This window comes from Rhodanobacter sp. FW106-HT46G03, from assembly GCF_058789895.1.
Genome location: NZ_JBYTCC010000001.1, coordinates 1,463,603 through 1,488,952, shown reverse-complemented (window position 1 = coordinate 1,488,952; position 25,350 = coordinate 1,463,603). Strand labels below are relative to the sequence as shown.

General features: G+C 66.3%; 27 protein-coding genes and 1 pseudogene. 17 read left to right on the top strand and 11 right to left on the bottom strand.

The window, feature by feature from the left end:
- Positions 1-83 precede the first annotated feature (83 nt).
- From lpxD to AC3WP6_RS06245, 13 genes are all read left to right on the top strand, one after another.
- A complete protein-coding gene (gene lpxD / locus AC3WP6_RS06305; RefSeq protein ID WP_492628645.1) occupies positions 84-1,109 on the top strand; it encodes a UDP-3-O-(3-hydroxymyristoyl)glucosamine N-acyltransferase in 1,026 nt (341 codons plus the stop codon).
- Positions 1,102-1,575 (top strand): 3-hydroxyacyl-ACP dehydratase FabZ, encoded by a 474-nt coding sequence (gene fabZ / locus AC3WP6_RS06300; protein WP_492626938.1) that lies wholly within the window; start codon positions 1,102-1,104, stop codon positions 1,573-1,575. The genes lpxD and fabZ overlap by 8 nt, the downstream gene beginning before the upstream one ends.
- On the top strand, positions 1,572-2,345 hold the full coding sequence (gene lpxA / locus AC3WP6_RS06295) for an acyl-ACP--UDP-N-acetylglucosamine O-acyltransferase (RefSeq protein WP_492626937.1): 774 nt from the start codon (positions 1,572-1,574) through the stop codon (positions 2,343-2,345). The genes fabZ and lpxA overlap by 4 nt, the downstream gene beginning before the upstream one ends.
- A 50-nt stretch (positions 2,346-2,395) precedes the next feature.
- A complete protein-coding gene (lpxB, locus tag AC3WP6_RS06290; RefSeq protein ID WP_492626936.1) occupies positions 2,396-3,643 on the top strand; it encodes a lipid-A-disaccharide synthase in 1,248 nt (415 codons plus the stop codon).
- 39 nt (positions 3,644-3,682) lie between these two features.
- Positions 3,683-4,303: a ribonuclease HII gene (rnhB, locus tag AC3WP6_RS06285; protein ID WP_492626935.1), complete on the top strand. Its 621-nt coding sequence runs from the start codon at positions 3,683-3,685 to the stop codon at positions 4,301-4,303.
- A 148-nt stretch (positions 4,304-4,451) separates the two neighbouring features.
- A complete protein-coding gene (locus AC3WP6_RS06280) occupies positions 4,452-4,646 on the top strand; it encodes a hypothetical protein (RefSeq protein ID WP_492626934.1) in 195 nt (64 codons plus the stop codon).
- 115 nt (positions 4,647-4,761) lie between these two features.
- Entirely contained in the window at positions 4,762-8,307 is a 3,546-nt protein-coding gene (gene dnaE / locus AC3WP6_RS06275; RefSeq protein WP_492626933.1) for a DNA polymerase III subunit alpha, read from the top strand.
- 117 nt (positions 8,308-8,424) lie between these two features.
- Positions 8,425-9,381 (top strand): acetyl-CoA carboxylase carboxyltransferase subunit alpha, encoded by a 957-nt coding sequence (locus AC3WP6_RS06270; RefSeq protein ID WP_492626932.1) that lies wholly within the window; start codon positions 8,425-8,427, stop codon positions 9,379-9,381.
- Between the two features lie 39 nt (positions 9,382-9,420).
- On the top strand, positions 9,421-10,167 hold the full coding sequence (locus tag AC3WP6_RS06265) for an NYN domain-containing protein (protein ID WP_492626931.1): 747 nt from the start codon (positions 9,421-9,423) through the stop codon (positions 10,165-10,167).
- Positions 10,160-11,470: a tRNA lysidine(34) synthetase TilS gene (tilS, locus tag AC3WP6_RS06260; RefSeq protein ID WP_492626930.1), complete on the top strand. Its 1,311-nt coding sequence runs from the start codon at positions 10,160-10,162 to the stop codon at positions 11,468-11,470. The genes AC3WP6_RS06265 and tilS overlap by 8 nt, the downstream gene beginning before the upstream one ends.
- 87 nt (positions 11,471-11,557) lie before the next feature.
- Positions 11,558-12,010, top strand: coding sequence for a hypothetical protein (locus AC3WP6_RS06255; protein WP_492626929.1), 453 nt, complete (start codon positions 11,558-11,560; stop codon positions 12,008-12,010).
- 61 nt (positions 12,011-12,071) lie between these two features.
- Positions 12,072-12,371: an exodeoxyribonuclease VII small subunit gene (locus AC3WP6_RS06250; RefSeq protein WP_492626928.1), complete on the top strand. Its 300-nt coding sequence runs from the start codon at positions 12,072-12,074 to the stop codon at positions 12,369-12,371.
- A gap of 14 nt (positions 12,372-12,385) precedes the next feature.
- The gene (locus AC3WP6_RS06245) at positions 12,386-13,282 is read left to right on the top strand and encodes a polyprenyl synthetase family protein (protein WP_492626927.1); all 897 of its coding nucleotides are present in this window, start codon (positions 12,386-12,388) and stop codon (positions 13,280-13,282) included.
- A 16-nt stretch (positions 13,283-13,298) separates the two neighbouring features.
- On the opposite strand, the gene AC3WP6_RS06240 is transcribed toward AC3WP6_RS06245, so the two are convergent.
- Positions 13,299-13,664, bottom strand: coding sequence for a DUF4870 domain-containing protein (locus AC3WP6_RS06240; protein WP_492626926.1), 366 nt, complete (start codon positions 13,662-13,664; stop codon positions 13,299-13,301).
- A gap of 56 nt (positions 13,665-13,720) precedes the next feature.
- The gene (pmbA, locus tag AC3WP6_RS06235; RefSeq protein ID WP_492626925.1) at positions 13,721-15,088 is read right to left on the bottom strand and encodes a metalloprotease PmbA; all 1,368 of its coding nucleotides are present in this window, start codon (positions 15,086-15,088) and stop codon (positions 13,721-13,723) included.
- Between the two features lie 110 nt (positions 15,089-15,198).
- On the opposite strand from pmbA, the gene yjgA reads away from it, so the two are divergent.
- On the top strand, positions 15,199-15,735 hold the full coding sequence (yjgA, locus tag AC3WP6_RS06230) for a ribosome biogenesis factor YjgA (protein WP_492626924.1): 537 nt from the start codon (positions 15,199-15,201) through the stop codon (positions 15,733-15,735).
- A 13-nt stretch (positions 15,736-15,748) separates the two neighbouring features.
- On the opposite strand, the gene AC3WP6_RS06225 is transcribed toward yjgA, so the two are convergent.
- The 6 genes from AC3WP6_RS06225 to AC3WP6_RS06200 form a co-directional block, all read right to left on the bottom strand.
- The gene (locus AC3WP6_RS06225) at positions 15,749-16,144 is read right to left on the bottom strand and encodes an NUDIX domain-containing protein (protein ID WP_492626923.1); all 396 of its coding nucleotides are present in this window, start codon (positions 16,142-16,144) and stop codon (positions 15,749-15,751) included.
- 4 nt (positions 16,145-16,148) lie between these two features.
- The gene (locus AC3WP6_RS06220) at positions 16,149-16,637 is read right to left on the bottom strand and encodes a dihydrofolate reductase (protein ID WP_492626922.1); all 489 of its coding nucleotides are present in this window, start codon (positions 16,635-16,637) and stop codon (positions 16,149-16,151) included.
- Between the two features lie 102 nt (positions 16,638-16,739).
- Complete coding sequence (locus AC3WP6_RS06215; protein ID WP_492626921.1) at positions 16,740-17,534, bottom strand: thymidylate synthase; 795 nt, start codon at positions 17,532-17,534, stop codon at positions 16,740-16,742.
- A 39-nt stretch (positions 17,535-17,573) separates the two neighbouring features.
- On the bottom strand, positions 17,574-18,053 hold the full coding sequence (gene rimI, locus AC3WP6_RS06210) for a ribosomal protein S18-alanine N-acetyltransferase (protein ID WP_492626920.1): 480 nt from the start codon (positions 18,051-18,053) through the stop codon (positions 17,574-17,576).
- Between the two features lie 3 nt (positions 18,054-18,056).
- Positions 18,057-18,527 carry a hypothetical protein gene (locus tag AC3WP6_RS06205; RefSeq protein WP_492626919.1) on the bottom strand — a complete coding sequence of 157 codons (471 nt, stop codon included), beginning with the start codon at positions 18,525-18,527 and terminating at the stop codon, positions 18,057-18,059.
- Entirely contained in the window at positions 18,524-19,309 is a 786-nt protein-coding gene (locus tag AC3WP6_RS06200) for a CDP-alcohol phosphatidyltransferase family protein (protein WP_492626918.1), read from the bottom strand. Before AC3WP6_RS06200 ends, AC3WP6_RS06205 begins: the two co-directional genes overlap by 4 nt.
- A gap of 307 nt (positions 19,310-19,616) precedes the next feature.
- Here AC3WP6_RS06200 and AC3WP6_RS06195 point away from each other — a divergent pair, with 307 nt between their 5' ends.
- From AC3WP6_RS06195 to AC3WP6_RS06185, 3 genes and pseudogenes are all read left to right on the top strand, one after another.
- Positions 19,617-20,045 carry a DUF4124 domain-containing protein gene (locus AC3WP6_RS06195; RefSeq protein WP_492626917.1) on the top strand — a complete coding sequence of 143 codons (429 nt, stop codon included), beginning with the start codon at positions 19,617-19,619 and terminating at the stop codon, positions 20,043-20,045.
- A 76-nt stretch (positions 20,046-20,121) separates the two neighbouring features.
- Positions 20,122-21,819, top strand: a complete 1,698-nt coding sequence (locus AC3WP6_RS06190) for a proline--tRNA ligase (protein ID WP_492626916.1) — start codon at positions 20,122-20,124, stop codon at positions 21,817-21,819.
- A gap of 78 nt (positions 21,820-21,897) precedes the next feature.
- Positions 21,898-22,398: pseudogene (locus AC3WP6_RS06185) on the top strand (H-NS histone family protein); the annotation flags it as partial.
- Positions 22,399-22,463: 65 nt separating this feature from the next.
- Here AC3WP6_RS06185 and AC3WP6_RS06180 read toward each other — a convergent pair.
- The 3 genes from AC3WP6_RS06180 to AC3WP6_RS06170 form a co-directional block, all read right to left on the bottom strand.
- Complete coding sequence (locus AC3WP6_RS06180) at positions 22,464-23,741, bottom strand: threonine/serine exporter family protein (protein WP_492626915.1); 1,278 nt, start codon at positions 23,739-23,741, stop codon at positions 22,464-22,466.
- Positions 23,738-24,187 carry an NfeD family protein gene (locus AC3WP6_RS06175; protein WP_492626914.1) on the bottom strand — a complete coding sequence of 150 codons (450 nt, stop codon included), beginning with the start codon at positions 24,185-24,187 and terminating at the stop codon, positions 23,738-23,740. Before AC3WP6_RS06175 ends, AC3WP6_RS06180 begins: the two co-directional genes overlap by 4 nt.
- Positions 24,188-24,257: 70 nt before the next feature.
- Positions 24,258-25,214 carry an SPFH domain-containing protein gene (locus AC3WP6_RS06170; RefSeq protein ID WP_492626913.1) on the bottom strand — a complete coding sequence of 319 codons (957 nt, stop codon included), beginning with the start codon at positions 25,212-25,214 and terminating at the stop codon, positions 24,258-24,260.
- Between the last annotated feature and the right edge of the window lie 136 nt (positions 25,215-25,350).

Below are 25,350 nucleotides of genomic sequence, written 5' to 3'. Positions count from 1 at the left end.
CCCCGAGAAGCGCGGTTCGCCGCGCTTTTCGCTGATGGCTGCCGACGTACCATGAACTCCCCGCTGTGGAGTCACCATTGAGCATGCCAACCAGCCACACCCTCGATGAGCTCGCCCGGCGTTTCGGCCTGCAACTGCGCGGCGACGGCAACCGGCGCATCACCGGCATCGCCACGCTGGCGCATGCGGACGCCACCCAGCTGGCGTTTTTGTCCAACCGCAAGTACGTTGCACAACTGGCCACGACCCGTGCCGGCGCCGTCATCCTGCACCCCAGCCATGTTGAGGCGTGCCCAGTCGATGCGTTGATCGCCGCCGACCCGTATGTGGCCTATGCCAAGATCGCCGGTGTGTTTGTGCCGCCGCCAGCTGCAACGCCTGGCATTCATCCGAGTGCGGTGGTCGAGGCTGGCGCGCACATCGGCGCGGGGGCCTGCATCGGCGCTGGCTGCGTGGTGGCCGCCAGCGCGGTGATCGGCGAACGCGCGGTGCTCGGCCCGCATTGCATCATCGGCGCGGAGTGCACCGTCGGCGCCGACGCCCACCTCGTTGCCCGGGTGACCCTGGTGACCCGCGTGACGCTCGGTCAGCGGGTGCTGGTGCACCCGGGCGCGGTGATCGGCTCCGATGGCTTCGGGCTGGCGTTCGAGGCCGACCACTGGGTGAAGATCCCGCAGCTCGGCGGCGTGCGCATCGGCGACGATTGCGAGATCGGCGCCAACACCACCATCGACCGGGGCGCACTGGACGACACCGTACTCGAAGAAGACGTGCGGCTGGACAACCTGGTCCAGATCGCGCACAACGTGCACGTGGGCGCGCACACTGCCATGGCCGGTTGCGCTGCGGTCGCCGGCAGCGCCGTCATCGGCCGCTATTGCCAGATCGGCGGCAATGCCGGCGTGCTCGGCCATCTCGAGGTAGCCGACCGGGTTACCATTACCGCCAAGAGTCTGGTCACGCATTCGATCCGCACCAGCGGCGAGTATTCCTCCGGCACCCCGCTGCAGGAGAACCGCGGATGGCGCAAGAGCGCGGCCCGATTCAAACACCTGGATGATTTCGCGCGTCGCCTGGCGGCGCTGGAGAAGGACAAGCATCATGAGTGACGACGCCTCGACGGTGACCTTGCCGGTGCCGGTGGAAGAAATCCGCCGACTGCTGCCGCACCGCTACCCGTTCCTGCTGGTGGATCGGGTGATCGAGTTCGTGCCCGACCAGCGCGCGGTGGCGATCAAGAATGTCACCATCAACGAGCCATTCTTCACCGGCCATTTTCCGACCCAGCCGGTGATGCCCGGGGTGCTGCTGATCGAGGCGATGGCACAGGCAGCCGGCCTGCTCACCCAGCTCAGCAACCGCAGCAAGGGCAACCTGCAGAATCCGCTGTTCTACCTGGTGAAGGTGGACAACGCACGGTTCTCCGCACCGGTGGTACCGGGCGACCAATTGCGGCTGGAAGTGTCGATCAAGCGCGTAATGCGCGGCATGGGCCTGTTTGCCGCGCGCGCCGTGGTGGATGGCAAGGAAGTCGCGAGCTGTGAATTGATGTGCGCGGCAAGGTCGGAAAAATGATCCACGCAACCGCGCTCATCGACCCCACGGCAAAGATCGGCGCGAACGTCTCGATCGGCGCCTACAGCGTGATCGGCGCCGAGGTGGAAATCGGCGACCACACCGTCATCGGTCCGCACGTGGTGGTGGATGGTCCCACGCGCATCGGCCGCGACAACCGCATCCTGCAGTTCGCCTCGCTCGGTGGCGACCCGCAGGACAAGAAATACAACGGCGAGCGCACCGAGCTGGTGATTGGCGACCGCAACCTGATCCGCGAGTTTGTCACCATCAACCGCGGCACCGTCGGTGGCGGTGGGCAGACGCGTGTCGGCGACGACAACTGGCTCTTGGCGTACGTGCATGTGGCGCACGACTGCAAGGTCGGCAACCACGTGGTGTTTTCCAACTATTCCGCCCTCGCCGGGCACGCCGAAATCGGCGACTGGGTGATCATTTCCGGCTACGCCGGCGTGCACCAGTTCTGCAAGGTCGGTGCGCATGCCTTCATCGCCATGGGCTGCCTGGTCGGCACCGATGTGCCGCCATTCCTGATGATGGCCAATGACCAGCACGGCCGCCCGCGCGGCATCAACAGCGAAGGCCTGAAGCGCCGTGGCTTCGACGGCTCGCGCATCAGCTCGATCAAGCGCGCCTACCGCACGCTGTACATGGCCGGCCTGCCCCTGACCGAAGCCCGCGAAAGGCTCCTCGAACAAGCCAAAGACAGTGCCGACGTGCGCGCCATGGTCGAGTTCCTCGACCACAGCGAGCGGTCGCTCGCCCGATAAGCGCCTCGCTTATCGGGCAATCAGGTACGGGCTCTGCTCCGGCTCTTCTCATGAACGACACGCCTCCTCCCACCATCGTCCTCCTCGCCGGCGAGGAATCCGGCGACCAGCTCGGGGCCGATTTGCTGGAGGCGCTGCGCAAGCGCTTTCCCGCCGCACGGTTTGCCGGCATCGGTGGGCGGCGGATGCGAGCGTTGGGGTTCGAGGCGTGGCATGACGTGGCCGAGCTGTCGCTGTTCGGGCTGGCCGAGGTGGTGGCGCATTTGCCACGGCTGCTCAGACTGCGGCGCGAATTGGTGGCACGGCTGTTGCGCGAGCGGCCCGCGGTCGTCGTCGGCATCGATGCGCCGGATTTCAACCTCGGCGTCGAGCGGCGGGTAAAGCAGGCTGGCTTGCGCGCGGTGCATTACGTCAGCCCCTCGGTGTGGGCGTGGCGCGAGGGGCGGGTCGAAAAGATCGGCCGTGCCGCGGATCGCGTGCTGTGCCTGTTTCCGATGGAGCCGCCGATCTATGCCCGGCACCACATCGACGCGCGTTTCACCGGCCACCCGCTGGCCGACCGTTTTCCCCTGGTGTCCGATCGCGCCGCAGCGCGCGAAACGCTGCAGCTGCCACCCGATGCGCCGGTGCTGGCAGTGTTGCCCGGCAGCCGCGGCAGCGAGCTGGCACGGCTTGGCGAACCGTTTTTCGACGCCGCACGCCGCGTAGCCGCCGCCCTGCCCGGCCTGCGCATCGTGGTGCCGGCAGCCAACCCGACGTTGCTGGAGCATTTGCGCACGCGGTTTGCCGACGGCTGGCCCGCGGGTGCGGCGCCCGACTGGCTGGACGGCCGTGCGCATCTGGCGATGCAGGCCGCCGACGTGGTGCTGCTTGCGTCCGGCACGGCCACACTCGAAGCGATGCTGGCAAAGCGCCCGATGGTGGTCGGTTACCGCGTCTCACCACTCAGCTATCACATCGCCAGGCTGCTGCGCCTGTTGCGAACGGACGTCTATTCGCTACCAAACGTGCTGGCCCGCGCCTGCGGCATGGGCGAGCAGGCGGTACTGGTGCCGGAACTGATGCAACGGGACTGTACCGGCACCAAGCTCGCCGGAGCATTGCTGGCACTGTTCAACGACAGCGAACGTCGTGGCGCCATCGTGGGCGCCTTCGAGCAGCTGCACCAAGCCCTGCGGGCGAATCTGGCCGGCAGCGCAGCGGAAGCGGCGGCGGAAGCGATCGGCGAGCTGGTGGAGCAGCCGTCCGCCCGCTCACCTCTGGGGGGGAGCGCCGAAGTGAGGCGGGGCTTGCCATAAGCGGGCTGTGCACGTCTGCACTCACACGTTGTGGTTCTCATGAACGAATTGACTCCAGCAAATCCGGGTTTGATTGAAGCAGGGGTCGACGAAGCCGGACGTGGGCCGCTTGCCGGGCCGGTCGTGGTGGCCGCGGTGATCCTCGATCCCGCGCGGCCGATAGACGGCCTGGACGATTCCAAGAAACTCAGCGAGAAACGCCGCGAAGCCTTGTTTCCGCTGATCCGCGCACGCGCGCTGGCGCATTGCGTGGTTGCCGTCGAGGCGGACGAAATCGACCGTCTCAACATCTTTCAGGCAACGATGACCGGCATGAGCCGCGCGCTGCGCGGGTTGTCGGTGGCACCGACGATGGCACTGGTCGACGGCAACCGGCTGCCGAAGGATCTGCCCTGCGCCGGCCGTGCGATCGTCGGCGGCGACGCACTGGAACCCGCCATCAGCGCGGCGTCGATCCTGGCCAAGGTCACCCGCGATCACCTGCTGGTGGCGATGGATGCGCGGTTTCCGGGTTATGGCTTCGCCATCCACAAGGGTTACCCGACGCCGGCGCACCTGGCCGCGCTCAAGCGTCTCGGCCCGTGCCCGCAACACCGTCGCAGTTTTGCGCCGGTGCGCGTGCTGCTCGACCAAGGCGAGTTGTTTCCGCTGCGCCGCTGACCGACGTTCGCACGAAAAAATCACGCGCCAATAAGTATTCGTACGCGCAAAATTGCCATGGGATCAACGCCTGCACGGAAGCACCGGCCATGCCGGTTGCGTTGCATCGGCACGACCGTCCGGGCCCACGAACCGGAGGACTCGCACCATGCTGCGTCCAAGCCGCCGCAAACCGCTCGTGCTGGGGCCAAACGAAAGCCTCACGCCGTCACCGGAAACCGTTCGCGCCGCCGATGCCGCTGCCGAACCCGAGCATCTCGATTACGACCGCAGGCCAATCGTGGTGCATGGGCTCGACCACTACGTGCAGTCGATCGACAACCCGCGCTTCGGCGTGCGCTGAACCCGACCGCGGTCTGCCGCACGGCCAATCGCCCGCAATTCCGTCCACCCGGCTGTCAAGCTTGTGGGCGCAGGGGATGGCGGCTAGCCTTCCAAGACTCACCCGGTGAGTCCGCATGCCTGCACGCTTCGTTCATCTCCACCTGCACAGCGAGTTTTCGCTGGTCGACTCGACGATCCGCATCAAGTCGCTGATTGCCACCTGTGCAAAGGCCGGCATGCCGGCGGTGGCGCTGACCGACGAGTCGAACATGTTCGCCACGATCAAGCTGTACGAGGCAGGCATGAGCGCGGGCATCAAGCCGATCGGCGGCACCGATCTGTGGGTGGCCGCGCCGGACGACCCGCGGCCGTGGCGGCTGACCTTGCTGTGCATGCAACACGATGGCTACATGAACCTCATGCGCCTGGTATCGCGCGTGTGGCAGGACGGCCAGCAAGGCGGGCGGGCGCTGGCCGACAGCGGCTGGCTTACGCCCAAGGCCACCGATGGTCTCATTGCCTTGCTCGGGCGCGAAAGCGAAGTGGCGCGCAGCGCACTGGTGCAAGGCCATGCCGCCGCGCTGGCGAGGTTGCGCCCGCTCGCACAACGCTTTCCCGACCGGCTGTACCTGGAACTCACGCGCTGCGGGCGCGAGAACGAAGAGGCGTGGAACCAGGCGGCGCTGGCGCTGGCCGCCGAGCTCGACCTGCCGGTAGTGGCCTCGAACGACGTGCGCTTCCTCACCCGCGCCGACTTCGAGGCGCACGAGGCGCGCGTGTGCATCCACCAGGGCCGCGTGCTGGCCGACCCCAAGCGTCCCCACGACTACAGCCCCGAGCAATACCTGAAAACCCCGGAGGAAATGGCGGAGCTGTTCGCCGACCTGCCCGAGGCGCTGGAAAACACCGTCGAGCTCGCCAAGCGCTGCAATCTCGAGCTCAAGTTCGGCACCTATTACCTGCCCGATTTCCCGGTGCCGGATGGCTACAACCTCGACACCCACATCTGCGAGCTGGCGCGCAAGGGCCTCGCCGAGCGCCTGGCGGTGAACCCACTGGCGGAAGGTCACACGCTGGAGGATTACCACGATCGGCTCGAGCGCGAGCTGGGGGTGATCGTCAAGATGGGGTTTCCCGGCTACTTCCTGATCGTGGCCGACTTCATCAACTGGAGCAAACAGCACGGCATCCCGGTGGGGCCCGGGCGCGGCTCCGGCGCCGGCTCGCTGGTAGCGTGGTCACTGCGCATCACCGAGCTTGACCCACTGCAGTTCGACCTGCTGTTCGAGCGGTTCCTGAACCCCGAGCGCGTGTCGATGCCCGACTTCGACGTCGACTTCTGCATGGATCGGCGCGACGAGGTGATCGACTACGTGGCGCGCAAGTACGGCCGCGACCACGTCAGCCAGATCATCACCTACGGCTCGATGGCCGCCAAGGCGGTGCTGCGCGACTCCGGCCGCGTGCTCGGCATGGGCTACGGCGCGGTGGACAAGATCGCCAAGCTGATCCCGATGCGGCCGCTCGACCTCACGCTGTCGGACGCGCTCGGCCGCACGGAAAAGTCCAAGAAGGAGCCGGAGCGCGTCGTCAAGGAGTTCTGCGAGCTCTACGAGCAGGACCAGGACGAGGCGCGGCCGCTGATCGACCTCGCGCTCAAGCTGGAAAACCTCACGCGCAACACCGGCAAGCACGCCGGCGGCGTGGTGATCGGACCCAAGCCGCTGACCGAGTTCGCGCCGATGTACTGCGACCCCGACGGCGGCGGCATGGTCACCCAGTACGACAAGCACGACGTGGAGGAGGTCGGACTGGTCAAGTTCGACTTTCTCGGCCTGCGCACGCTGACCATCATCGACTGGGCGATGAAGGCGATCAACGCGCGCCGCGCGCAAACTGGCGATGCGCCGCTCGACATCATGCGCATCCCGCTCGACGACGAGGATTGCTACAGGCTCTTGCGCAAGGCCGAAACCGTCGCTGTGTTCCAGCTCGAGTCCACCGGCATGCAGCGCATGCTGAAGGACGCCAGGCCCGACCGTTTCCACGACATCGTGGCGCTGGTGGCGCTGTACCGCCCCGGCCCGATGGACCTCATCCCCGACTACATCGCACGCAAGCACGGCAAGGAGGAGGTGGAGTACCCCGACCCGCGCGTCGAACCGATCCTGAAAGAGACCTACGGCATCATGGTCTACCAGGAGCAGGTGATGCAGATGGCGCAGATCGTCGGCGGCTACACGCTCGGTGGCGCCGACCTGTTGCGCCGCGCGATGGGCAAGAAAAAAGTCGAGGAGATGGTCAAGCACCGCGCGATCTTCCGCGAGGGTGCGGCCAAGGGCGGGCTGTCGGCGGAAAAAGCCGACGCCATCTTCGACCTGATGGAGAAATTCGCCGGCTACGGCTTCAACAAGTCGCACGCCGCGGCCTACGCGCTGGTCACCTACCAGACGGTGTGGCTCAAGGCGCACTACCCGGCCGAATTCCTCGCCGCGACGATCTCTTCGGACATGGACAACACCGACAAGGTCGTCACCTTCATTCATGAGGCGCAGCGCCTCGGCGTGGCGGTGCTGCCGCCGGATGTCAACGCCTCGAACTTCATGTTCGTCGCCACCGAACCGAAGGAGATCCGCTACGGCCTCGGCGCGGTCAAGGGCGTGGGCCAAGGCGCGTGTGAAGCCATCGCGGCGGAGCGCGAGCATGCCGGCGCCTACACCAACCTCGCCGATTTCTGCCGGCGGGTGGACTCCAGCAAGCTCAACCGGCGCGTGCTCGAAGCCTTGATCTACGCCGGTGCGCTCGACGCCCTGGCGCCGAACCGCGCCAGCCTGATGTTGCAATTGCCCGATGCGATCAAGGCCGCCGACCAATACCTGCACGACCAGCAATCCGGCCAGAACGACATGTTCGGCGCCGCCACCGGCAACGCCACACCGGTGCTGCAGATCGAGTTGCCCACTGCGCCCGAGTGGCCGCTCGAACAAAAACTGCAGGGCGAGCGCGACACCCTCGGCCATTACCTTTCCGGCCACCCCACCGACCCCTGGCGCGAGGAACTGGCCCAGCTCGCCACCTGCCCGCTCGGCGAGATCGCCGACCGCTACCAGCCGCCCAAGCCGCGCAAGAGCGACACCGACGACGGCAACCGTTTCCGCCGCGGCCCGGATACGCCGTGGGTCGCCGCCGGCATGGTGGTGGCGGTGCGCAAGCGCGGCGACAGCGATGCCTTCGTGCGCCTCGAAGACGGCACCGGCGTGATCGAGGTGAGCTTCTTCGGCGAGCTCTACCAGCAGGCCGCGCCACTCCTGGTGCGCGACGAAATCCTGATCGTCGAGGGTGGCTTGCGCATCGACGAGTTTTCCGGTGGCGGTTTCCAGCTGCGCGCCCGCAACGCCACCACCCTTGCCGACGCCTGCCGCCGCCACGCGCGGTTGCTGCAGGTAAAGCTCAACGGCATCGGCCAGGATTTCCCGGCGCGCTTGCGGGCCACCCTCGCCGGCTTCCGCGGTGGGCCGACCAGCGTCAGCCTGCACGGCTACCACAACGCACAGGCACAAGCCGACCTGGAACTCGGCGAGGAGTGGCGCGTGCAGCCGATCCCCGACCTGCTGCGCGCCGTGCGCGCGTTGCCGGGGGTGACGGCGGCGAGGTTACGGTTGGTGCGCGGGGAGCGGTAACGCCGCGGCACATGGATGTGCCGCCCGTCCCTGAGGCGCGCAGCCATACGCTCCCGTTCCCGCCCGCGCATGCACGGCCGCTATACTGCGGAGCTTCCGCAGCAACAAGTACGGCGAATGAACCCCAACTTCCTCGATTTCGAACAACCTATCGCTGAACTCGAAGCGAAAATCGAGGAGCTGCGCCACGCCAGCAACGATCAGGCGTTCAACATCGACGAGGAAGTGGGCCGCCTGCGCGAAAAGCTCAAGCTCAAGACCAACGACATCTTCAAGAACCTGTCGTCGTGGCAGGTCACTCAGCTTTCGCGCCACCCGGCGCGGCCGTACACGCTGGATTACATCCAGGTCATCTGCGAGGAATTCCACGAGTTGGCCGGCGACCGCATGTACGCCGACGACGCCGCCATCGTCGGCGGGCTGGGTCGCATCAATGGTCGCAGCGTGGTCATCATTGGTCACCAGAAAGGGCGCAACACCAAGGACAAAGTGCACCGCAACTTCGGCATGCCGCGCCCGGAGGGCTACCGCAAGGCGCTGCGCCTGATGCAGCTGGCCGAACGCTTCGGCCTGCCGGTGCTGACCTTCATCGACACCCCCGGCGCCTACCCCGGCGTCGGCGCCGAAGAGCGCGGCCAGAGCGAGGCCATCGCGCGCAACCTCTTGGAAATGGCCACGCTGAAAACCCCGATCGTGTGCACCGTGATCGGCGAAGGCGGCTCCGGCGGTGCGCTGGCGATTGGCGTCGGCGACCGGGTGAACATGCTGCAGTACTCCACCTACTCGGTCATTTCGCCCGAAGGCTGCGCCTCGATCCTGTGGAAAAGCGCCGACAAGGCCCGCGACGCGGCCGAAGCGCTGGGCATGACCGCGCCGCGCCTGCACGAGCTGGGCCTGGTCGACAAAGTCATTCGCGAACCGCTCGGCGGTGCCCACCGCAACCCGCACTCCGTCGCCATCCGCCTGAAGGCCGTGCTGCTGAATGAACTGGACGAGCTCCAGGCACTGTCCATCGACGACCTGCAGGAACGCCGCTACCACCGCCTGCGCAGCTACGGCGCATATCAGGAATAGGCGCGCTACCATCGCGGCATCTCCGCGCCGGAAGCCGCCATGCACGACAAACTTGCGGTATTGATCGACGCCGACAACGCGCGCGCCGCGATCATTGAGGGCCTGCTGGCCGAAATCGCCAAGTTCGGCGTGGCCCACGTCAAGCGCATCTACGGCGACTGGACCAAGCCCGAGCTGGGCAGCTGGAAAGAAGTGCTGCTGCGCCATTCGATCCAGCCGATCCAGCAGTTCCGCTACACCGTCGGCAAGAACGCCACCGACTCGGCGATGATCATCGACGCGATGGACCTGCTCTACACCGGGCGCTTCGACGGTTTCTGCATCGTGTCCAGCGACAGCGATTTCACCCGCCTCGCCTCGCGCCTGCGCGAATCCGGGCTCACCGTGTACGGCTTCGGCGAGCGCAAGACGCCGGCGCCGTTCGTCGCCGCCTGCGACCGTTTCCTCTACACCGATGTACTCGGCAAACCCGACACCGGCGAGGACAAGCCGGCCGAACCAACGCCACGCAAGAACGCACAGGAGCTACGTCAGGACACACGCTTGGTGAACCTGCTGCGGCATGCCATCGACGATGCCGAGGACGAGGAAGGCTGGGCCGGGCTGGGTGCCGTCGGCAGCATGGTCAGCAAGCGCGCCCCGGATTTCGATTCGCGCAACTGGGGCTACGCCAGGCTCAGCGGCCTGATCAAGGCCATCGGTCTGTTCCAGACCGAGGAACGTGTGGTCGGCAACGGCAAGCACCTGTACGTGCGCCACAAGAAGAAAACTGCCGCCCGTGAGTGATCCGCAAGCGCTCGTCGACCTGCTGCACGACGCGCTCGCCGCACGCCCCCGCGGCACATTGTGCGTCGCCTTCAGCGGCGGCCCGGATTCCACCGCGTTGCTGCACGCACTGGCACAGCTGCCGCAAGCACGTGCGCGTGGATTGCACGCGTTGCATGTGGATCATGGATTGAACCCGCACAGTGCGACCTGGGCCGAACATTGCACGCAGTTCTGCACCGGCCTGGCGCTCGCCTGCACCGTGGTGAAGGTGGACGCACGACCACGCCACGGCGAGGGCATCGAAGCTGCGGCACGCAGCGCACGCTACGCCGCCTTTGCCGCCCGGCTGCTCCCGGGCGAAACGCTGCTGCTCGCCCACCACCGCGACGACCAGGTCGAAACCGTGCTGCTCAAGCTGCTGCGCGGCGCCGGGCCGGAGGGCCTGGGCGGCATGCGCGAAACGCGCGCGCTCGGCGCCGGTACCCTGTGGCGACCACTGCTGCACGCCATCGACCGCGCACAGTTGCGGGCCTACGTGACGGCGCTGCAGCTGCCCTGCATCGACGACCCCGCCAACGCCGACCCGCGGTTTGCGCGCAACCGCCTGCGCCACGAGATCCTGCCGCGCTTGGTGGCCAGCTGGCCCGGCGCCACCGACGCGATCATGCACAGTGCCGGCTTGTGCCGTGCCGCTGCCGACGCCCTGCGCACGGAGTGGCTCGCCGCCTTCGCCCAGTTGCACGATGCCGCCACCGGCAGCCTCGACGCCGCCGGCTGGCTGGCGCTCGCGCCGGCCCTGCGTGAGCCGCTGCTCGACCACTGGCTGCATCAGCGTGGCTTGCAGGCGCCCACCACGGCACAGCGCGGTGAAATCGTGCGCCAATGCGCGGCACGCGTAGGCCAGGTGCCGTGTGTCCGTTGGGCCGGCACCGAGCTGCATGTCTGGCAAGGCCGACTGTGGGCGCACCACCTCGCACCGGCGGTTGACCCGCACTGGCACGCCGCGTGGCACGGCGAAACGCTGGCGTTGCCGGATGGTGGCACGCTGGCGCTCGCCCCCGCCACGGCCCGCCTGCCGGCGTCGCTCAGCGTGCGCCTGCGCCGCGGGGGCGAGCACATCAAGCCCGCCGGCGATGCACACACGCGTGAACTGCGCGACCTGTTCCAGCAAGCCGGCATGCCGCCGTGGCAGCGCCGCACCTGTCCCTTGATCGAGGCAGATGGCGAGCTGGTCGGCGTCGCGGACCGCTGGCTCAGCGCGCGGGGCGTATCCATCTTCGATACGGCGGGCGGCGTGCCGTGCTGGATGCCGCCGGATTGAACGTTGAATCGGCCCGCCCGAGCCTGACCAGGGTGCAGGGGTGGTCGTAGAATCGACTGACATCGGGCCCGCTTCCGGAGTCAATCCATGAAACGTATCCTGGTTTCCACGTTGCTGGCGTTGCTTGCCGGACTGGCTGCGGCCTTGCCGGTGGAGGCGCAGCAGGGGCCGCCGCCGTGGGCACCGGCCCACGGCTGGCGTGCCAAACACGCCTACGTGTACTACCCGAACAGCGAGGTGTATTACGCACCGGATACCCGCACCTGGTTCTGGCCCGACGGCGACACCTGGGCCAGTGGTGTCGTGTTGCCGCTGGCACTGCAGGTGTACGTGCGCGCCGGCGGCGTGCAACTCGAACTCGGCAGCGCGCAGCCCTGGGTAGAACACCGCTATGTGGTCGAGCACTACGGCGGTCACCGCGTCGACTGGCGTGGCCGCGGTGATGAAGGCGCCAACGATCAGGGCTACGATCGCCCGGACAAGCACGCAGACAAGGATGCCTACAAGGAGGAGCGCAAACGCACCAAGCACGGCTGGTGACCGCTCGCAGCGGTTTCCTCCGGATTGATTCCGTGCATGCGCTGCGCTAGCGTTGCCGGCCATGGCCAAAACCGCTTCCCCTGCTGTCAAAACCCCACCGGCCGCCGATTTCGAACACTCGCTGGACGAGCTCGAACAATTGGTCGCCAAGATGGAGGCCGGTGAGCTGAGCCTTGACGAATCGCTCGCCTCGTTTGAGCGCGGTGTTGGCCTGTACCGCACCTGCCAGCAAGCGCTGGAAAAAGCCGAGTTGCGCGTGCGCCTGTTGCTCGATCCCGAAGCACCGGAAGCGGCCAAGCCGTTTGGCCCGTCCGAGCCGGACGCCGGCAAGCCGGTGGCGGATGACGACCTGCCATTCTGATCGCCGTCGCCGCCGTGAGTACCAACCCGCCCCACAGCGCCGCATTCGAGGCGTCGATTCAGCGCGCTGAACGCGCGCTCGACCTTTGTCTGCCAGCCACCGACGCGCCGCCGGTCGAGTTGCGCCGTGCGATGCGGTATGCCGTGCTGGGTGGTGGCAAACGCCTGCGGCCGCTATTGGTCTATGCCACCGCGCATGCGCTCGACCATGATTCTCCGGCACTTGATGCCGCCGCCTGCGCCGTGGAGCTCATCCACGCCTACTCGCTGGTACACGACGACCTGCCAGCCATGGACGACGACGCGCTGCGCCGTGGCCGCCCCACCTGCCACGTCGCCTTTGGCGAGGCCATGGCCGTGCTTGCCGGCGACGCGCTGCAGGCGCTGGCATTCGAACTGTTGGCCAACCCTGCCACGATGCCGGACCCCGCCACCGGCATGCGCATGCTGCACACGCTGGGCTGCGCCTGCGGTGCCGAAGGCATGGCCGGCGGGCAAGCGCTCGACCTCGCCGCCGTCGGCCACGAGCTCTCGCTGCCCGCACTCGAACACATGCACGCCTGCAAGACCGGAGCCCTGATCCGCGCGGCGGTACGTCTCGGCGCGCTGGCGGCCGGCGCCGACGCGGGGACACTGGCGCGGCTCGACCGCTACGCCAGCGCCGTTGGCCTCGCCTTCCAGGTGCGCGACGACATTCTCGACGTCGAAGGCGCCTCCACCGAACTGGGCAAGACCGCCGGCAAGGACGCAGCCGCGCACAAACCCACCTTCCCCTCGATCCTTGGCATGCCGGCCTCGCGGGCGCGGCTGGCCGAACTCGTCGCCAGCGCCCACGAGGCCATTGCACCGCTCGGTGCACGTGCCGCGCTGCTGGCCGAACTCGCCGACTACGCGGTAAAACGCACGCACTGAGTGGCCAGCGGGTGGCTCAATCCACCAGGCTGAGCGTGAACGGGTAGCGGTAGCTGCCGTCGGCGCTGACCTTGACCGCGGCGATGATGCAGATGATCAGGTTGGCCAACCACAGCAGCCAACCCAGAACCACGCCGATCACGATGAAGGTGAGCACCCAGCACACCACATAGCCGATCAGCACGGTGAGCTGAAAATTCAGCGCGGTCTTGGCCTCGCGCACGAGATAGGTCTTGTCGGCGCGGTCCTTGTGCACCAGCCACACGATCAGCGGCACCAGGATGGAAAACAGGAAACCCGACAAATGGGTCAAGGTCGCAATGTTGCGATCATCGCGACTGCTTGCGGTCGAGCTTGGCATCTGATCCGGCGGCGTACTCATTGGCGCTACTCCTCGGGTGGACGTACAAGAGCTTGCGCGCAAGCATGCGCCGGCATTCAGTCTCCCGCCACTGTCATGCGCGGCATCAGGATGGAGCCACACAGGAGGTGGGAACGCGGGTCGACATCCGCACCCACCGCACCGATGCCGGCAAACATGTCGCGCAGGTTCGCGGCGATGGTGACACCTTCAACCGGATAGGCGATGGCGCCGCCCTCGACCCAGAACCCGGCCGCACCGCGCGAATAGTCGCCGGTGATGAGGCTCACGCCCTGCCCCATCACCTCGGTCACCAACAGACCAGTGCCAAGGCGGCGCAGCATGCCGGCAAAATCGCTGGCCTCGCCGTCGGCCGCACCCGGCATCACCACCAGGTTGTGGATGCCGCCGGCATTCGCGGTGGATGCCAGGCCGAGCTTGCGGGCGGAATAGCTGCCCAGTACGTAGCGCGCCAGCACGCCGCGTTCCACCAGGGGGCGATCCACCGTGGCCACGCCTTCCGCATCGAAATTTGCCGAACCGTGGCCGCGCGGCAGGTGTGGGCGCTCGACCAGATCAAGCCAGACCGGCATCACCGGTTTGCCCGCGTGATCGACGAGAAAACTCGCATGCCGATACAGGGAGCCGCCACTGACCGCGCCAACGAGATGGCCGATCAGCCCGCGCGCCACCTCCGGCGCAAACAGCACCGCACATTCGCGGGTCGTGAGCCCGCGGGCGCCAAGCCGCGCCAAGGTGCGCTCGGCAGCCTTGGCGCCCAGCGCGTGCGCGCTCATGAAGCCGGCGGCGTCGCGTGCGCTGTCGTACCAATAGTCGCGCTGCATGCGGTCATCGGCGCCGGCAATCAACGACAGCGAAATCGAATGTTCGGTGCCGCGCTCGCGACCGACAAAACCGTGCGAGTTCGCATACACGGAAAGACTCTCACCGGCCTGCACGCTGGCGCCGTCGGAGTTGCTGATACCCGGCTGCGCGCGCCCGGCAGCCTCGATCTCCTGACCCAGCGCCACGGCGCCTTCGGTGTCGATGTCCCACGGGTGCCACAAATCAAGGTCGGGAAACGCCTGCGCCATGCGTTCGGCATCGGCCAGCCCGGCGCACGGATCTTCCTCGGTGAAGCTCGCGATCGCGCACGCCTGGTCGATCGTCGCCTGCAGCGAAGCCGGATTCAGGTCGGCGGTGCTGGCCGAACCTTTGCGATGGCCGAAATAGACGGTCAACCCGAAGCCGCGATCGCGCGTGTGCTCGACGGTTTCCACCTCGCCCATGCGCACGTTCACATTGAGCCCGGTGTCGATGCTGGCGGCCACCTCGGCGGCGCTGGCGCCAGCCGCGTGCGCGCGGCGAATCACCTCCACGGCCAGGTTCGCGAGCCGGTCGAGCTCCGCTCCGCTTTGGTCAACGTTTTCGACAAGCTCGGTCACGCAAACGCTCCCGCTGGGCAAACCGGTAAAATGCGCGCACGCATCGCGTATCGCATCGGGTGCGCAAGGCTACCACCCGCCGCACACCTCCTGCCGCCACCGGACACGCCGTGACCCGCAACTACACTGACGATCCCGACCACGACTATGGCCCCACGCGCAGCCAGCAACGACGCGACGCGCTTGCCGTGCTGGAACTGGCCGGCCAACTGGTCGAACTGGCACCGACCAACCTGGCGCGGCTCGAACTGCCCGACGATGTGCGCGACGAGATCGCCAATGTGCGCCGCATCACCTCGCACGGCGCACGCAAGCGTCAGCTCGCCTACCTCGCCAAGCTGATGCGCAACCACGAGGGCGACGCATTTGCCGCCGTGCGCGCTGCACTGGGTGAAAACCGTGATCGCCAACGCCAGGAAGCCGCGGCGCTGCACCGGCTCGAAGCGCTGCGCGCGCAGCTTTTGGGCACCGAAGGCGATGCCGCACTCACCGCACTGATTGCCGACCACCCCGCACTCGATCGCCAGCACCTGCGCGCGCTGGTGCGTCAATCCCGCGTGGAGCAGGCCACGCCGAACAAACCGCCGCGTGCCACCCGCGAGTTGTTCCAGGTGCTCAAAACGCTGGACACTGATACCGCCGATTGAAACGCCTGTACGGCTAAGCAGTGCACACCGCGCGCAGGATGGCCCGGTCCGCCGGCGCCAGTATCTGCGGATCGACCTGCGCCGGCAGGTACCACGCAATCCGCTGCCCCTCACGTGGTGTCGGCACATGCTGCCAGCGGGTCACCCGCCACGCATCCAGCAGCAATTCGCGCCCGGCGTAATGCCACGGCACGCGCACCAGCGGCGCCGCATCGACCACGGTCACCCCAAGCTCCTCGTCCAGCTCGCGGGTGAGTGTCGCCAGCGGCGTTTCGCCCGGCTCGCGCTTGCCGCCGGGAAACTCCCACATGCCGGCAAGCTGCTTGCCGGCCGGGCGCTCGGCCAGCAATACGCGGCCGCTGGCATCGCACAGTGCACCCGCCAGCACGTACAGCACGCCCGCCGCCATCGCTTCAGCTCGCGCGCACGTATTCGACCATGTCGAAATCGAACGCGTGCTTTGCGTCCTTCGGGTGATGCACACGCGACACCTCGGTCCACTCGCTGAAATGCACGCCGGGAAAGAACACGTCGGCGCCTTCGACCGTGGTATTGACGTAGGTGAGATACATACGGCTGGCCAAGGGCAAGGTGGCGCGAAACACCTTGCCGCCGCCGATCACGACGAGCCCGGTATGCCCGCAATGCTCGCGCGCCTCGTCGATCGAGCGCACCGTGACCTGGCCGGGGAACGGCGCCTCGTGGCGATGCGACAGCACGAGATTCTCGCGCTCCGGCAGCGCGCGTCCGATCGACATCGCCGTGTTGTAGCCCATCAGCACGTAACGCCCGACGGTAAGCTGCTTGAAGCGGCGCAAATCATCCGGCAAGTGCCACGGCAACTTGCCCTCGCGCCCAATCGCGAAGTTCTGGTCCAGTGCGGCTATCAGCGAAATGGCCATGTGCAATCCTTCAAGCTTGTTGTCGACCCGCACGGGCAACGCGTCAGGCGCGCCCGCCATGTGAAGTCTGCAGCGGCAAATGTACTGCCGGCGTCGACGCCGCTACACCGCCACCGGTGCCTTGATCGCGGGCCACGGGTCGTAGCCCTCGATCGTGACGTCCTCGTAGCGAAAATCCTCCAGCGCGCGCACACCCGGGTTCAGCACCAACCTGGGCAGCGGGCGCGGTTCGCGGCCAAGCTGCAGGCGAGCCTGCTCGAAATGGTTGACGTACAGGTGGGCGTCGCCAAGCGTGTGCACGAAATCGCCGACGCCAAGGCCGCACACCTGCGCCACCATGTGGGTCAACAGCGCATAGCTCGCGATGTTGAACGGCACACCGAGAAAAATGTCGCCGCTGCGCTGGTAGAGCTGACAACTGAGCTTGTCGCCGACCACGTAGAACTGGAACAGCGTATGGCACGGCATCAGTGCCATTTGCGGCAGCTCGCCGACGTTCCAGGCGCTCACGATCAGGCGGCGCGAATCGGGGTTGCGGCGGATTTCATCCACCACGGCGCGGATCTGATCCACCGTGCCGCCATCGGCCGTGCGCCACGCCCGCCACTGCTTGCCGTAGATCGGGCCCAGATCGCCCTGCCCGTCGGCCCACTCGTCCCAGATGCGCACGCCGTGTTCCCGGAGATAGGCGATGTTGGTGTCGCCATGCAGGAACCAGATCAGCTCGTGGATGATCGACTTCAGGTGCAGTTTCTTGGTGGTGACCAGCGGAAAACCCGCATTCAGGTCAAACCGCATCTGCCAGCCGAACACGCTGCGCGTGCCGGTACCGGTGCGGTCGGATTTGGGGGTGCCGTGTTCGAGCACATGGCGAAGCAGGTCGAGGTACGCACGCATGCCACCAAGGATACCGGCAGCCGGGGGCCACCGCGATGGTCAGCCTTGCCGGGGCGCCATGGCGTCGAACGCCATCACGATTGCATCCTCGCGGCCGTCGCGCGCCGGGTAGTAGTGCGGGCGACGGCCAATCTCGCGAAAACCGACCGAGTCGTACAACGCTTTCGCATGCGGGTTGGAAGGCCGCACTTCGAGAAAGACGCGCTCGGCCCCGCTCCAACGCGCCACGTCGAGCAGGCGTCCGAGCAAGTGGCGGCCAAGGCCGTTGCCGCGCCACCCCGGGGCAATGCAGATGTTGAGCACGTGTGCCTCACCGGCCCCCACCGAAAGGATGCCGTAACCGGCGATGAGGTCGTCGACGCACAGCACCCAGCATGGATGCCCGACGCGCAGGCAATCGGCAAAAATGCCGCGCGTCCACGGGAATTCGTAGGAAGCCTGCTCGATGGCGATCACCTCATCGAGGTCATCGGCGTGCATCAGGCGCACGTGGCTGACCGGGCGCGCCACGGCGACCATCGGTCAGCCCGCCGCCGTCAATGCGCGGCGCAACGTACGCAGCGCCATCCACAACCGGCGCTTGGCGGCGCCATCGTGCAGCAGCCGGTCCAGTGGATCGACCAGCACGATCTGCGCCGCCGCGGTGACCTGCGCCGGCAGACTCCGCCCGAGCACATGCGCCTGCGCGTCGCCGCAGGCGAGATAAGCTGCCGCCTGCGGCATAGCCACCTCGTTTGCGTCCTCGGGTACGCGAATGCGCGCCGCGCGTGCCAGCGCCGGGCCGGCAGCGATCAACGCACGGCCCAGCAGATCCAGTTCACGCGTGCCAACGCGCGCCGGCAGCAGCACCACGCAGCGGGCGACCTCGTTGGCAACCCCGACCGCCGCGTCCGCAGCCATGGGCACGGTGGCTGCGGCCGGCTGGCGCAATCGCCACGGCACGATATCCAACGCGTGCAATACGGCACCGCGATGGTCGGCAGCGGAGGTCATGCGTCTCCCCCGTGCCGTGCGCGTCGGCGATGTGCCGCACGCCCCCACAGCGTCAGCACCGGGCCCGACAAGAGGTACACCACGAAACCGGCAAGGAGCACGCGCGGAGGATCGAGATACAACAGCACCAAAAGCAGCAGCGCCGCCACGATCCACCTGAACGGCACCCGCTGGCCGTTGCCGAGCGGCAGCGACTTGAAGCTGAAATAACGAAACCGGCTGACCATCAGGAGCCCGGTGACCACCGCGATCCACGGCGTGATGAAGCACAGTTCCGCGCCGCTCACCTGGAAGCGTTCCATGCTCCACACGAAGGACATGCACACCGCGGCCGCAGCCGGGCTCGCCAGCCCCTGGAAATAACGCTTGTCGACCACGCCGACCTGGGTGTTGAAGCGCGCCAGGCGCAAGGCGGCGCACGCGGCATAAATGAATGCGGCGGCCCAGCCGAGCTTGCCCCACAACGGGCCGAACTCGCGCAGCGTCGCCAGCGACCACGTGTACATCACCAGCGCAGGCGCCAGACCAAAGCTGACCAGATCGGACAACGAATCGTATTGCACGCCGAATTCGCTCTGGGTGCCAGTCAGGCGCGCAATGCGTCCGTCCATGCCGTCCAGCAGCGCGGCAATGAACACCGCGATGGCCGCATCCTCGAACCGCCCACCGATGCTGGCGAGAATCGCATAGAACCCGGCGAACATCGCCCCGGTGGTGAACAGGTTCGGCAAAAGATAAATGCCGCGATGCCGCGGCGGTGGTATCGGCGCAGACCCGCTCATGACCCGTTCCGTGACGAAATGCACGCAGTTTAGGGCCTGATCGCCATTACCGCATGCCCGCGCTTGAGTCTTGCACGCGCGAGCGCTTAACTAGGCGCCGGTTTCGTTCTGTCAGGAGCGCGGACGACAGAAACCAGGCGGGCAAGGCAAAGCCGTGTTGAGGCTGCCGGCGTGATGGTTCACAGATCCATGGCGGTCCCATGGGCCAGGAATCAGCGCAAAAGGCGGCTCGAACAGCGTAACCGCCGTCGCCGGGTTTTCTGTCGACCACGCTCGCAGGCCATCCTGTTCCCGTCCGGAGAGTTTCATGCGCCGCTCGCTGATCGTCGTGGCACTGCTGGCCATCACCCCCATGGCCGGCGCACAGCAAATCTACAAATGGACCGATGCGCACGGCACGGTGCACTACTCGCAATCCGCCCCGGCCCAAGGCAACTACCAGCAGGTGAAGCTGGCGTCCGGGGTTGAGACACCGGCCGCACCGGCCGTCAAGCCCGTCGCCAACGACGGCGAGAACCGGGCACCACCGGCCCCCACCGCGGCGCAAATGGCCGACACTCCGAACAACCGCGCCAAACTGTGTGCCACGCTCAAATCCAACATTGCCACCCTGCAGGGCAACGGGCCCGTGGTGATGCAGCAGGGCGCCAAGCCGGCGCTGCTGGATGCCACGCAACGCCAGCAGCAGATCGCCCACGCCACCGCGCAGTACCAGCAGTTCTGCAACACCAAGTAGACGACCGCCGCATCGCGGGTTGCGCAGCGCAGCACGTCGCTATAATCCGGGTTTCTTCAACCCGGAAGTCCGTCGCATGCGCCTGAGTCAATTCCATCTCGCGACCGTCAAGGAAGTCCCCGCCGACGCCGAGATCGCCAGCCACCAATTGATGCTGCGCACCGGCATGATCCGCAAGCTTGCCGCCGGGCTTTACACCTGGGGGCCGCTCGGGCTGCGTGTGCTGCGCAAGGTCGAGGCCGTGGTGCGCGAGGAAATGAACCGCGCCGGCGCGATCGAGATCCTGATGCCGACGATCCAGCCGCGCGAGCTGTGGGAGGAAACCGGGCGCTGGCAAAAGTTTGGCGGCCAGCTGCTGAAGATCAAGGATCGCAAAGAGCAGGAGTTCTGCTACGCGCCGACGGCGGAAGAAGTCATTACCGACTACGCCCGCAACGAGCTGTCCAGCTACAAGCAGCTGCCCGTCAACTTCTACCAGATCCAGACCAAGTTTCGGGATGAAATCCGCCCACGCTTCGGCGTCATGCGCGCGCGCGAATTCATCATGAAGGATGCGTATTCCTTCCACCTGGATCAGGATTCGCTGGCCGCCACCTATCGCACGATGTATGACGCCTACACGCGCATCTTCACCCGCCTGGGGCTCAAGTTTCGTGCGGTGCAAGCGGACACCGGTGCCATTGGCGGCAATGCCAGCCACGAGTTCCAGGTACTGGCCGATTCGGGCGAGGACGCCATCGCATTTTCGGATGGCTCCGATTACGCCGCCAATGTCGAAAAGGCAGAAGCGCTGGCCCCCGCAAAAACCCGGCCAGCGGCAACCGCGCCCCTGCAACAGGTGGACACGCCGGACCAGAAGACCATTGAGGCGGTGAGCGCATTCCTTGGCGTCGCACCGGCACAATGCATCAAGACGCTGCTGGTGCGCGGCAAGGATGGCCTGGTGGCACTGTGCCTGCGCGGTGACCACGCATTGAACGAAGTGAAAGCCACGAAGCTCGCGGAATTGCCGGACGAACTGGTATTTGCCGACGAGGCCGAGATCGTCGCCGCCATTGGCGCCCACCCCGGCTCGCTCGGTCCGGTCGGCTTGCCGGCGGCGATTCCGGTCATCGTCGACCGCAGCGCGGCGGCACTGGCCGACTTCGTGTGCGGCGGCAACCGGGATCATGCCCATTACACCGGCGCCAATTGGCAGCGCGACGCGCGCGTTACCCGTGTGGAGGATATTCGCCAGGTGGTTGCCGGTGACCCCTCGCCCGACGGCAAAGGGGTGTTGCACCTGGCACGCGGCATTGAAGTCGGGCACGTGTTCCAGCTTGGCAAGAAATACGCCGAAGCCATGGGCGCCACCGTACTCAACGCGGAGGGCAAAGCGCAGGTGATGCTGATGGGCTGCTACGGCATTGGCGTCACCCGCATCGTCGCCGCCGCCATCGAGCAATGCCACGATGAAGCCGGCGTTGTCTGGCCGGAAACCATGGCACCATGGCGCGTTGTCATTTGCGTCATCAATCCCAAGCACAAGCCGGAAATCGATGCGGCGGCCCAATCGCTGTATGACGAACTCGTGCAAAACGGCATTGAAGTGGCGCTGGATGATCGCGGCCTGCGACCGGGCTCCATGTTTGCCGACATGGAGCTCATCGGCATTCCGCATCGCGTGGTTATCAGCGAGCGCGGGCTGGCTGCCGGCACCTTTGAATATCGTGCCCGCACACAAAGCGAAAGCGAGTCGCTCGACCACGCGGCACTGCTTGCCCGATTGGTCTGAAAGGCCGACGATCGGACTGATTTCCCGATAGGGCGGTATTCAGCCTGCGGCAAGGATCTCGCAAAAAGCCTTGCGAGGATGAATCCTGATCCACAGACTCGGCCGGCTGGTGAATATGCCGTCAATACCGCCGCCATTCATCTGCACGGCAAAAAACACTTTGCATGTCAAGCCCATTTGGGCAAGAATGCATTCCGCACCGGAATGTCACGCGCCGTGCATCTGTCCGGGCTACCGCCAATCAACACGATTACCGGAGTTTTCATGGCTATCGATCTCAAGGGTCTCAATCAGAACCAGCTCAACGAGCTGATCAACAAGGCGCAGTCGCGTCAGGAAGAACTGCGCAAGGAAAAGGTCGTCAAGGTTCGCGAGAAGGTTCATCAACTGCTCAAGTCCGAAGGCCTGAACTTCGACGACGTGTTCGGTGTCGGCCGCGCCAAGCGCAAGGGCGGCGTGGTGCCGCCGAAGTATCGCAATCCGGCCGATGCCAGCCAAACCTGGTCTGGCCGCGGCAAGCGTCCGCGCTGGTTCAACGAGGCGTTGAAGGCCGGCAAGAAGGAAAAGGATCTGCTGATCTGACTGCCGCCACACCTGCAAACCTGAAAACGCCGGCCCAGTGCCGGCGTTTTCGTCTCCGCCATTTACAGTGAGCGCCGCGGCGATACCAGCAACTCGCCAAACAAGAGCCCGCCGACCAGCGACACCAGCAAAGTCAAAAGCAGCATCGCCGTGTCCATTCCCAGGACAGTGTCGCGCTCAAGCAGAAACGACACGCTGCGAAAACCGACGCTGCCAGGCACCAGCAACAAAATGCCGGGCTCGCGCACCACGGCCCCCGGCCGCTGCGCAAGACGCGCATACAGGTTGGCCAGCGCGCTGACCATGAGACCACCGAGAAACACGCCAAACGGTGCACTCGGCAACGGCCCCGAAAGCTCTCCTCCCCAGCGCGTCACGAGATAACCCGCAATGACGGCCACCGTCACCGCTGGCCAATCCCGCCAGGCAGCGCGAAACAGCATGGCAAAGGCGACCGCTGCCACCAGCAGCGAGGGCCAGTCGGTCCACGCCGGCAAGGGTTTCAGTGCGAAATCACGCGCGTGAATGCCCAATGCCGCACAGACGCTGCTCGCCGCCAACGCACCAAACACCAGTTTCAGCATGGTCGATGTCGCACCACCCAACCGGGCCATGCCGGAAACCAGATGCCCGCTGGAGACCTCGCGCACCGCCGTGGTGAGCGAGAACCCGGGCACCAGGATGATGAGCGCCGCAAGCACCACCGATTTGATCGCCAACGGCACCACGAAGGCGCTGACGACGATGGCAACGCTGGTGGCGACGATGGCACTGATGACGTCGCTCGCCGCCGCCAGCCGCGGCCGGGTGGCCGCGGCGAGCGTGATCACGCCGATCAACAGGCCGATGGCGCCTGCCACCACCAAATCCGCCCACGAGCTGTGCAAAAACAGCGCTGCGATGCTGGCCGCCGACAATCCGTAGCTTGCGACCGTACTGACCTTGGCCCTGAAGGTATCGGGCGCACCCAGCGCGCGCAGCAGGCGAAAACCTTCGCGCAAGCCGAGCTTGCCGTCGATCACGCGGTCGGCTATCTCGTCGGCGGCGCACAACCGCGCCAGATTGATGTCGCCTTGCGACAGGCGCATCACCTGCGTGGTTTGCGCGAGGCCTTCACCGCCTTTGCCAAGGTCGGAGAACGAAATGATGAGCGCGGTGGGACTCGACCATACGTCAGCCTGCACGCCGAGGCGCCGGGCCGCCAGCGTCATGGCCATTTCCAGCCGCGGCGCGGTGGTGCCGTATTGCTGCAAACGCCGCGCGAGTTCCAGCAAAAAGGCGATGCGCGTACCCAATGCCGCCGTGGCGGCAGCCGGCGCATCGGCGGCCAACGTGCTCATCTGGCGGCGCGAACCTTGAGCGTGGTGCCTTCCACCGCAACCACCTCGACCGTGGCACCCACCGGAAGATCGGGCCCGCTTACCAGCCACTGGCCGTCACCCACGCGCACCTTTCCGCGACCATGGGCAATCGCTTCGATCAACTCGTAGCGCTGACCAATCATTTGCTCGCCGCGCCGATTGAGCCGCTCGTCACCGGGAACCCGCCGCTCGATGCGCGGCCGCAGCCAATGGGCGTAGGCATAGCAACTGGCGACCGCCAGCAGGGCAAACACGATCGCCTGGGCCAGGATGCCCAGGCTTGGCACCAACCACAGCAACACGCCCATCACGGCGGCCGCGATGCCGATCCACAACAGAAAATACCCAGGCAGCACGATCTCGCCCACGATCAGCAGCAGGGCAAGGATCCACCACAGGTAATGCGTTGCGATTTGTCCAAGCATGGACTCACTCCATTAAATCGGCTCACGGCGCCAAGGGCACGGTGAGCCGGAATACCGGATCGGATGACGCTTACGGCAGCGGCGGCACCGGGCGGGCAGCCATCGTCTTTGGCGCAGCCTGCTGGCCCAGCGCTTCTTTCGCCAGCTCGGCGATGCCGGCCATGGCGCCGATGACGCCAGTGGCCTCGATCGGCAACAACAGCATTTTCTGATTGGGTGAAGCCGCCATCGCCTTCAGTGCGTCAATGTAATTGTTGGCGACAAAGTAATTGATCGCGTTGACGTCGCCGCCGGCAATCGCCTGCGACACCATGCTGGTGGCCTTGGCCTCGGCCAGCGCGGTGCGCTCACGCGCTTCGGCCGCGCGGAATGCGGCCTCTTTCTCGCCTTCGGCGGCGAGAATCACCGATTGCTTCTCCCCCTCGGCCTTGAGGATGGCCGCCTGGCGGAAGCCTTCGGCGTCGAGGATGTTCGCGCGCTTCTCGCGCTCGGCCTTCATCTGCCGTGCCATCGCGTCGACCAGGTCGCGCGGCGGCGCGATGTCCTTGATCTCGATGCGGTTGACCTTGACCCCCCACGGATGCGTGGCTTCGTCCACCACGCGCAGCAGCTTGGCGTTGATCGCGTCGCGCTGGCTGAGCGATTCGTCCAGGTCCATCGAGCCAAGCACGGTACGGATGTTGGTCATGACCAGGGCCAGCACGGCCTGTTCGAGATTGGCCACCTCGTAGGCCGCCTTTGCCGCATCCAGCACCTGATAAAACACCACGCCGTCCACGCGTACCACGGCGTTGTCCTTGGTGATGACATCCTGCGAAGGCACGTCGAGCACCAGCTCCATCATGTTCATCTTGCGGCCGACGCCCTGATACACCGGTATCAGCAAATGCAGGCCGGGCGAAAGCGTGCTGGTGTACTTGCCGAAGGTTTCCACCGTCCATTCGTAGCCCTGCGGCACGATCCGCACCATTTTCAGGATCACCACGACGACGAGCACCACGATGATGAGTGCGAGTAGCTGTCCCATGTTTCCGCTCCATTCCCCAATGAATGACCGCAGTATAGGCGAGCACCTTACCCGCGCGGAGTGCCCGCGCGCGTTGGCCCGCGCGACCGGCGCTCCCTCATCCGGTCGCAAAGCAGCGGCAATCACGGGGCGCGCG